12 protein-coding genes are annotated in these 9423 nt (G+C 36.3%); 4 read left to right on the top strand and 8 right to left on the bottom strand.

Annotation, left to right across the window (positions count from 1 at the left end; translation table 11 throughout):
- The first annotated feature begins 20 nt into the window (after positions 1-20).
- From tnpB to OQ292_RS37005, 4 genes are read left to right on the top strand one after another with little or no spacing between them, the layout of a single operon-like run.
- Positions 21-317, top strand: coding sequence for an IS66 family insertion sequence element accessory protein TnpB (tnpB, locus tag OQ292_RS37020; RefSeq protein WP_284689194.1), 297 nt, complete (start codon positions 21-23; stop codon positions 315-317).
- Positions 318-364: 47 nt separating this feature from the next.
- The gene (tnpC, locus tag OQ292_RS37015) at positions 365-1651 is read left to right on the top strand and encodes an IS66 family transposase (RefSeq protein ID WP_284689193.1); all 1287 of its coding nucleotides are present in this window, start codon (positions 365-367) and stop codon (positions 1649-1651) included.
- The gene (locus OQ292_RS37010) at positions 1627-1878 is read left to right on the top strand and encodes a transposase domain-containing protein (protein WP_284688844.1); all 252 of its coding nucleotides are present in this window, start codon (positions 1627-1629) and stop codon (positions 1876-1878) included. Before tnpC ends, OQ292_RS37010 begins: the two co-directional genes overlap by 25 nt.
- A gap of 32 nt (positions 1879-1910) precedes the next feature.
- The gene (locus OQ292_RS37005; protein ID WP_284689192.1) at positions 1911-2141 is read left to right on the top strand and encodes a hypothetical protein; all 231 of its coding nucleotides are present in this window, start codon (positions 1911-1913) and stop codon (positions 2139-2141) included.
- Between the two features lie 194 nt (positions 2142-2335).
- On the opposite strand, the gene OQ292_RS37000 is transcribed toward OQ292_RS37005, so the two are convergent.
- From OQ292_RS37000 to OQ292_RS36965, 8 genes are all read right to left on the bottom strand, one after another.
- Complete coding sequence (locus tag OQ292_RS37000) at positions 2336-3673, bottom strand: transposase (protein ID WP_284682082.1); 1338 nt, start codon at positions 3671-3673, stop codon at positions 2336-2338.
- 215 nt (positions 3674-3888) lie between these two features.
- The gene (locus OQ292_RS36995) at positions 3889-4206 is read right to left on the bottom strand and encodes a hypothetical protein (RefSeq protein ID WP_284689191.1); all 318 of its coding nucleotides are present in this window, start codon (positions 4204-4206) and stop codon (positions 3889-3891) included.
- A 102-nt stretch (positions 4207-4308) separates the two neighbouring features.
- Entirely contained in the window at positions 4309-5874 is a 1566-nt protein-coding gene (locus OQ292_RS36990; protein WP_284689190.1) for a M61 family metallopeptidase, read from the bottom strand.
- Between the two features lie 105 nt (positions 5875-5979).
- The gene (locus OQ292_RS36985) at positions 5980-6786 is read right to left on the bottom strand and encodes a hypothetical protein (protein ID WP_284689189.1); all 807 of its coding nucleotides are present in this window, start codon (positions 6784-6786) and stop codon (positions 5980-5982) included.
- 111 nt (positions 6787-6897) lie between these two features.
- The gene (locus OQ292_RS36980) at positions 6898-7257 is read right to left on the bottom strand and encodes an iron chaperone (protein ID WP_284689188.1); all 360 of its coding nucleotides are present in this window, start codon (positions 7255-7257) and stop codon (positions 6898-6900) included.
- A gap of 192 nt (positions 7258-7449) precedes the next feature.
- Entirely contained in the window at positions 7450-7872 is a 423-nt protein-coding gene (locus OQ292_RS36975) for an OsmC family protein (RefSeq protein ID WP_284689187.1), read from the bottom strand.
- A 131-nt stretch (positions 7873-8003) separates the two neighbouring features.
- Positions 8004-8468: a hypothetical protein gene (locus OQ292_RS36970; RefSeq protein ID WP_284689186.1), complete on the bottom strand. Its 465-nt coding sequence runs from the start codon at positions 8466-8468 to the stop codon at positions 8004-8006.
- Between the two features lie 72 nt (positions 8469-8540).
- Complete coding sequence (locus OQ292_RS36965) at positions 8541-9308, bottom strand: helix-turn-helix transcriptional regulator (RefSeq protein WP_284689185.1); 768 nt, start codon at positions 9306-9308, stop codon at positions 8541-8543.
- Between the last annotated feature and the right edge of the window lie 115 nt (positions 9309-9423).

Raw genomic sequence — 9423 nt, 5'->3', positions numbered from 1 at the left:
TGTGTGATCAACCGGCGGATATGCGCAAGGGCTTCGATGGATTGAGTGGTTTGGTAGAAAACTATATGGGACAAAAAATCTATTCTGGAGATGCCTTTATATTCTTGGGAAAACGGCTTGATCGACTGAAGATTCTAGTTTGGGAACCCAGTGGTTTTATTCTCTATTATAAACGGCTTGAGTCCGGTACGTTTAATTTACCAGCAAGTAAATCGTCTTCTATTTACCTGAGTTATAGTGAATTTTGGTTGCTACTTGATGGCTTGGAAGTGGCAGTTACAAGACGCAGAAAACGCTATGAAAAACCACTTGAATAGTTGCTAAAATCATTGTCTAACTGACTATTGAGTAGTATTTTAGAGTTATGACAGGAACAGGAGATACTACTTTATTAGAGCAAAATGCTGCATTGATAGAAGAGAAAAAACAACTCTTGGAACAAGTTCAACTGCTTAAAGCTGAGCTATCAGAATTAAAGCGTTTGATCTACGGTAGCAAGCGAGAACGATTCATTCCTAGTGATACCAATAGCAAGCAACTCACTTTGCCATTAGATGAAAATGTTCCTGCCGAAACGCCTGCTAAAGTAAAACAAACCATCAGTTATCAAAGAGTTGCTGCTGGCGAAAAGCAGCCACAAGGCTCATCTCGCCAGCCATTACCAGCACACCTTCCTCGCAAAGAGGTAGTGTTAGAGCCTGAAGTGGATACCACTCACATGCGCAAGATTGGAGAAGAAATTACTGAGGAGCTAGACATGACACCAGCCAAGGTATTTGTTCGTCGTTATATCAGGCCACGTTATGTGAGTAAAGAAGAAGAATTTTATATAGCCAACCTACCAGCCAGACCAATTGGCAAGGGTATTCCAGGACCTGGATTATTAGCCCATATTCTGGTGGATAAATTTTGTCACCATCTCCCTTTCTACAGACAACAAAAAAGATTTAACCAGTTAGGGATAAAGATTGCTCCTAGTACTTTGGGTAACTGGTTAAAGCCAGCTTGCCAATTGCTAGCCCCTTTATATCAGGCATTAAAATTTGAGGTGTTGCATAATAATTACTTACAGGTTGATGAGAGCCCAATTAAGGTGTTAGATGATACCAAAAAAGGAAAGACTCATCGTGGTTACTATTGGACTTATTATTCTCCAGAGCAACAGGTTGTTTTGTTTGATTACCAAAAAGGCAGATCTAGAGAAGGCCCTGTCAATATGCTACAAGGTTATGAAGGCTATATCCAAACAGATGGATACAAAGTTTATGATCAGCTCCTTGAAGAAGAAGGGATGAACATCATCCTTGTTGGATGTATGGCACACGTACGCAGATACTTTGAAAAAGCTTTGGATAACGATGAATCCAGAGCCAAACATGCCTTGCTATTATTCCAGCAATTGTATGCTATTGAACGTGAGGCAAGAGACAACGAGCTAGATGCCTTGCAACGATATGAACTTAGGCAAGAAAAATCTCGTCCAATCATGGATTTGTTGGGGCAATGGATTGTAGCTGAGTATCCTAAAGTATTGCCGAAATCTAGCATAGGTAAAGCCATGCATTACTTGGCAGAGAGATACAATAAACTGTATGTATATCTTAATGATGGCAGGTTAGAAATAGATTGCGCGGCAACCGTAACAACCTGATTGAAAATAATATTCGACCAGTGGCTATTGGCAGAAAGAACTATTTGTTTGCTGGATCACATGAAGCAGCACAAAGAGCAGCTATGATGTACAGCATATTAGGCAGTTGTAAATTACACCAAATCAATCCATACGAATATCTGCAAGATATATTTGAAAGACTTCCAGAGCATCCAATCAACAAAATAAATGAGTTGCTACCACAAAACTGGAAATCCACGAGCTAATAAATCCTCTTATTTTTAGCATGTGCTACTTGATGGGGTGGATACTTTCAAATGGAGGTAATGATATAATAATAGATGATTACGGAAGCGGGTATACGATACTTTTTTTTATAGATAGAGGTATCTTAGATCATTACTCTGCCTTTGTCTACACAAATAATTATGACAAAATACAGGAGTTTGAATCAAAAATAAATAATGATAATGTAAAAGGCACAAATTATAAGTTAGCACCCAATTGGTATAGAATAGGGCCTCCTTGAAAATTGATTAAGACCAATAAAAAATAAGAGTTGGATAGATAAAGTTCAGCTTTTTTTTGTTTCAAATCTTGGTACCTGCTGTTTTGGACTATTTAAAAAGTACAATACTGTGAGTAATCCTATTGATAAAACTGGAAAATATTGCTTTTGGATAGTATAGACACACTCATCCCATAGGCTTTTCAGCTTTAGGTTTAGGCGGCCTGAAGTAGAGGGGCTTGTTCTGATTTCCTTTTGCTGATCTTAACGGCATTGGCCATCATAACTGCGAAAAAAACGTGTATCATTTCTCGTTTTTCTCCTTTAACCTTGATCTTATTGAGGCCATAAGCTGTTTTATGCACGCCAAAACTTCCCTCCATCACCGTGGCTCTTTGGCTAGAGATGAGACTTCTGAGTTGGCTTTCAGCAGGGTTGTTTACTTTAGGACCTTTCTTTGGAAAGCAGGTAAATATCTTCTTTTCTGTTAAATACTTCCTGTTTTTGTTGGTGGCGTAAATGCGATCTGCTCCTAGTTGATGAAGTGAGCCAAATATCGATCTATGTTTTAAACTACTTAATTTCAGTCTGGTACTTTCATTAAAAGCGCGGAACTCCATGGTATCGATAAAGCAGATACCATCCACCTGAAGCAGGTGTGCCTTCATTCCGAACTCAACCCTTTTAGCTTCTTTACCTCGCACTATCGGCCTAACATAAGCCTTGGGAAGTGATACAATCCTGTTTTTCAATTCTTTAGCTGGATGCTGCTGCAAGAATTGCTGTTGCTCGATTATCTTCTTTATAGTTTTTAGATATGTTCTCTCATGTAAGTGAAGCTGTATTTGTGGATTTTCGTTAAGTAGGCATTGCAGTTGCCCCAATCCTTTGGATAGTAGATATATCAATGACTTTTTACGCTTGCGACCAGCTTTATATGTCTTTTTACGACTACGATCATAAGACATCTGCATGCGCTTTTGATCTATATATTTGGAGCCAGGTCGTTTTACTCCTAATATTTTACAGTATCTGTAAAGCTGCTTTTCAAACACCCATTGGCAGCTCTCCCAGAGCAGCTTAACATCGGTAGGAAAACGAATATAACTCTCATAACAAGTAGCATCCATTAAGAGCACATGCGTATTATGCATGTCTGTTTTCCAGTGTTGGAGTAGTACCTCTTGAAGTTGTTGCCAATCAGTATGGTCCGCCATATACGTCCTGATTCGACTTAAAATGGCCTTATCCTTAATCTTTTGATGATCCTGTAGCAATTTATTGCAAAATAGCTGAAGGCTCCAATCGGTATTAAAGCGTGCTATGAGCTTTTCATCACTCAGGTTTAAATAGGCTTTTAGAAACATTAAGCCAAACATGCCCTGAGGCGAAAACCAGCTAGGAGCACCAGGGCCTTTATTTTTCTTAGGCAGACATGCAGAAAGTTGTTCCCAAGGGATGCTATCATAAACATTACCCAATTTACTACTCTTAAATAAATACCATTTTGGAGTTAAGTAATCTTGTGGTTGGAAAAGCTGTTGATCTCTCATATATTGTAGTGTTAATTGTGATTAGACACTACAATTTAACAAATCAAAAACCCCGAAAAAAGCTTTTATTAGCTAATTGCGGGGTTTTATTTTATACATTAATGCATTTAAAACCTTGATTTTCAATCCCTTTTATTTAAAAGGTAAGGCCTAGAATATCAAACTAAAAGATATTCAATTAGTACCATTACATTTCAATAAAATAGCTCTTAGAACTAATTGAGTGGCTTAAACTCAGAAAACAATTCTTTCATTTCGCTGCGTTCGCCTACAGGTACATATTCACACACCTTAGAAAACTCATTCCACATATCTAATACAATTTTATTGGAATGCGCGAGCTCCATTGCTTCTTTAGATTTCCAACCGAAAACCTCGATCACAGTTTCGTCTTCTGCCTTTACAATAATTGGTCGCCTGTCGGTTACCAGACTTTCGATTTTGAGCGTTTGCCAGTGAATTTCGAGTAAAGCTGCGAGTTCAGTTTCTTTTCCAGCAAATGGTTTATAGCCAATAAATACGATTTTTTCCATGAGTTTAAAAAATTGGGCTCATGTATATGAGTTAGGATTGATTATTAAACGTAAGCGAAGTTAATAATCAATCCATTATTTTATTCAATACTGCGCAGATAATCATTCTCCAATCCAAGATTGAAAGATTTCTTTCTGCAATTCTGTAGGATTTTCAATTTGCTTTAGCTTATACACTTTCTTTTCTGGGTCACTTTCAGCAGGATTTGCTTCTAACTTTAAACCAGCCATGCCCAGATATTTATCATAATCTAGAGGTTTGGTAGTGTAGATATATTCAAAAATCTCTGTAAGTGGTGCACCTGCTACGGTTTCGCAAGTTTGCTCAAACTCAGCATCTGTAAAACCTCTGCCTAATTCTTTATAATATCTGTAATACACATATTGCATTACATCATCTAAAGATTTCTCATTTTTAGTAGCATTGCGAATAGCAAAATCTAACAGCAAACCAACAACAGGGCCTTTTTGGTAATAAGAGATTGTTTTTCCTTTTTCTTCTCCTTGCGTGCCAAATGGCCCGTCTTTCCAAGTATTGTAGCTTGATTGTACCAGTGATTGATATTTTTTACCCGGATTGTTTTCAACTACATTGATGTTGTTTTCAAAATCTTCGAACAAGGTTTCTACACTTGCCAAGCCAGCTCTTTTAATCACCAAATACTCATAATAAACCGATAAACCTTCACTCACCCAAAGCAAATTGGTTTTGCTCCCTTGGTCGTAATCGAATGGCCCTAACTCAAAAGGTCTGATGCGTTTTACATTATAATGATGGAAATATTCATGTGCTAGAAAGTTGAGTACGCCATTCATAGCAGCATCTGAATTAAGTCTATTTCCATCGAAACTTACAGTAGTATTATTTAAATGCTCAATTCCACCCCTACCCGGACCAATGCCAATAAATGTATATTCTTTATAAGGAATATCGCCAATAATCGCCACAGCAGATTCTACCATTAGTTTTAATTTTTGCATAAAACCTTCGTGGTCAAAGTCGCCTAATTTGTAACCAACAAATCGGTGTAACTTACCTCCTACTTCAAAAGAAGGTAGTTCTTCCATATTACCAATTAGAATAGGGCAATCGTATAAAATATCGAAATCTGGTGCGGTAAACTCGTTCGTTTTTCCTTTTACCAAAGTTAATCCTGTTGCAATTTTACTCCACGCCTCATTCATCTCTACCTTAACTGCAACCGGTATATTGATAAATCCATCCACATAGAAAAAAGTACTGGCATTAATCAAATAAGCATGTTCAGCATCTACATAGCTATTTGCCACAAACTGTTTACTGGTTTTTATATCATAGTTCAGCGTAAAAGCTTTGTTTTTTACACCTGTAATTTGCCAAGTGTTCTCGTTGATTTTATCCAAAGTGAGTTTTTCCCCTTTGCTATCTTCTGCTGAAATGCTTACAATTTCATCGGCATAATCCATAATCTGATAATAACCGGGCATCCATTTAGGCATTTTAAAATTGAGGGTGTCTTGCTGCCAACCTGAAGTTTGCAATTTTACATGCAAGCCATTGCTAGCTGGCTCAGGAAATGAAACTGTGTAAGCCATTTTGCCTGTTTGAGCTTGTGCAAACCCGGCAGTGGAAAGTACTGTAATTAAACAGCAGATAAGTATAAATGATAGTTTAGTTATCTTCTTCATCTAGGGTTAAAAGTCTGGTAGTAAAGTAAATTTTCGCCTGCAAGTTAATTCATTTCATCGCAATATCATGTGTAGATTTCACACTTAAATGAAATAGATTTTCATTTACTTCACTTGAAGATGGATATGATCATCGTGCCTTACAGCTCCACAACCATGAAATCTGATTTTGTTGTTTGATAAATGCATCCTCTTTTTTAGATGAGGTTCGATAAATATCTTTTCAACCGCTGCTTGTCTCAATATTATTTTAATCAAATTTTTAGTCGCCTTTTGGGAGAATGTTAGGTCTCGATTCACCTCTCCTAAAGTCAAATATTTCGGGAAATCGTACTGCCAGTAACCTCTCTCTTTACATAATACTATTTGATTAAATTCTTTTGCTGTTGGACTCTCATAAATGCCATATCCACTTCTAGATGGCTTTAAATTCGTCAACGTTCCTGCACTGTCTTCATAAATAAAGACAATGTCTATTTTCTTTCCATCATTGTGGCTGAGGTGTGGCAAAAGTGGAAACTTATCAAAAAAAGGAAAGTTGGCGTCCAAATAAACCAGTTTGATTCCTGCATGCTTCTTTTCAAAATCACTTGCAATTTGAGCAAGTACATTATTGAGCTCAGGCTTTACATAGTTTCTATTAGCCAAAGTAAATATGATGGAGCGCGCTACAATCGATTCAGATTCTTTGATCTTTTCTCTACCTAACAAAGGAGCCAGATTTGGCACTACTAAAAGTGTACAGATTAAATATAAGATGGTAAAAGTGCCGGCTCTCTTTATACTTCTTACTTTGCTTTTTTTACTTACTAGTATTAGCGTAAACAGATAAACCAAGCCTCCAATTTGTGTAAGAATCGTGAGTATTAGAATTGAAATGAGGTGAAATACAAAGCGAAAAAATTTCTTCATTTAACTATCAGTTTTGCTAAATAAAACCTGCAATAGTTAATAATTATACTTTTGTTGTTAGTGCTTTTTCAAATATTAATTCAAAAAATAACATGTAGATAATGCCTTCTATCACTTCTTGGTGTTTTCGGTAAGTTTGAAAAGTACCATTTCTTTAATCAATTCCATTGGCATAGGCACACTGAGTGGGAATTGTACCGAACCTTTTGCCCATTTATATTTTGCTTTTTCTATTTCTGTTTTAAAATGGGCAATCGCCGAAGGTGTGGGATAAAAACCTATGTGTTTCTTATATCCGGCAAAATACACCAAAGGACCATTATATTTATAAGCAGGCATATCATAACTAATTACTTCTTCTGCCTGTGGCGCTGTATTTTTAATATGTGCCCTTATCTCTTCCAGAATTTCTTTAATCGGCTCAGAAAAAGTAGCTATATATTCATCCACATTCTTATAATTCCCTTTCATAATTTAAGCATTTATATATGGCTAAGTTAAAAGAATTATGAGTTTAAGAGCATAGCCAATTCCGACAAAAGCACTCCCCGTTTGCGACTAAATTATCTAATCATTTTTTCACTCTTGGCTTATAAATATTGGTGTATAAAAAAAGCCTGAGTAATGAAACCCAGACTTATAAAATGGTAATTTCCTTTTCCTTTATACCAATGATAATGATGCTGAAAGTGTAATTTCAGTATCGAGAAGTTTAGAAATTGGGCAAACCTCTTTGGCTTTTTCTGCTATTTTCTTGAATTCGTCTTCTGCGATTTCTGGCACCTGTCCTTCCAATTCTAAATGAATTTTGGTGATGGCACCATCTTCAAAAGTGATTTTGGCATCGGTATCCAGATTATCTGCTGTGTAACCTTCTTCATTTAAAAGAAAGCTCAATTGCATAGTGAAGCAGCTAGAATGTGCCGCAGCTACCAATTCTTCTGGGTTTGTACCTACTCCTTCTTCAAATCTACTTTTGTAAGATACTTGAGTTTGGCTAAGCGTAGTACTTTCTGTACTTACAGTTCCTTTACCTTCTTTTCCAGTGCCTTTCCAGTTGGCACTTGCTTTTCTTGTAAATTTCATGTGCTATTTAGTTTTTATTATATAATACTTCTCAGCGTAATTTGTTCACAAAAAGCTCATCAATTCAGGCGATTTCATTAAAGATTCATTCTCTCGTAATCTGTTAAAAAAGTCGATCTAGTTTTCTGCCTTCAAGCTTTTACTTGTGCTTGCTTTTTAAGTCTTCCAGAGAGTTTCATCCCACTTTTTATATTTAATCCGATTAATACCAAATTACCAATACCAAAAGCAAACTCTGCCATCTGTACGTAAAAAAAGACAACATCAATTTCCTTAAAACTTACCCGATAGTAAAGAAATGAAGCTAACGAAATTAAGACGATGCCATTAAATACGATTAGCTTCATTCTCTTTTGCTTTTGCAACACTTCTTGGTTGGTTGATTTACCCGCTAGTTTATTGCCAGAAATTCCTAATGTAGGCATGGCTATTAAGAGCAATGGAAGTGCATAGAAGATACTGGTTTTTACTGTTTTGATGAAGGTTTCCTCTCCGTTGAGTTCAGCAAATACCGAAGAAGTAAAAAATGTAAGAATAATAATTACAGCAATGGCAGTTGCAAGCAAATGGATTTTTACTAAGTTCTTTCTTTTCATGGTTGGCTATAATTTTCTGAAATTATTTAAATGTCTTTGGTAGACATGGCTAATTTCAGTTTTTACTCTAGCCTAAAATTGTAAAAATCGGAAATCGGGCATTTCTTTTCTGAGTTTGCCCGGCGACTTACCTGTAATACGTTTGATGGTATTTATAAAATGAGCTTGGTCGAAATAGTTGGTATCGTGACTTATACTGGTGAGTGAATCGTTGGAATGATGCATCTGATACACACTTTGATACAGTTTAACCAGATTAATGTATTCTTTTGGCGCACAGCCAACATATTTGTAAAACTGATTTCTTAAAGTGCGTGAAGTAACTCCGATGGCATTTGCCAGTTCGTCTAGTTTTATTTCTCCAGCATGTTTTTCTACCATTTCCACAGCTTGGGTAATTACAGATAAATCTTTCACCAAAACTGATTCTAAAAAGATATTTTCCACTTCATCAAACATCTGATTTGGTTTGCTGCGAGCTTTAATTTTCCTTTTAAAAGCAGCGGCTTGTTCTTTAAACAGCTCTTGGGTATCTATTAGCCAAGGTAAATCTTCTAAAAGGGTATTTGTGAGATAGGCTAGTGCAAATGGTTTTACATGAGCTCCAATTATCTTTATACGATCGCTTAGTGGTTTTACTGTGATTTTGTGCGAAGTGATTCTCGAAATCACCATATCTACTTCAACCTGTTGGTTTAAATCGTGGTTAGTCACCAAAAAGGGATGATCGAAGAAATAACCAAAAGTAATTCGAGGAAATGGAATGATATATTCGCCTTGGGAATCCGCTTCACTAACCTGAACATCAATAAAAAAATAATACTCTACTAACGAAGTCAAAAATTGATTATCAGGCTTTTTTATGAGGAAATTATCTGTCAACTCGCATGAATTTATAGACCAGAAAGCTTTTGATAATAACTTATCTGGATGGAATTTAATTCAGAATAAATAT

The sequence above is a fragment of the Chondrinema litorale genome, from assembly GCF_026250525.1.
GTDB classification, from domain to species: Bacteria; Bacteroidota; Bacteroidia; order Cytophagales; family Flammeovirgaceae; genus Chondrinema; species Chondrinema litorale.
This window is presented reverse-complemented; position numbering and strand designations above follow the sequence as displayed.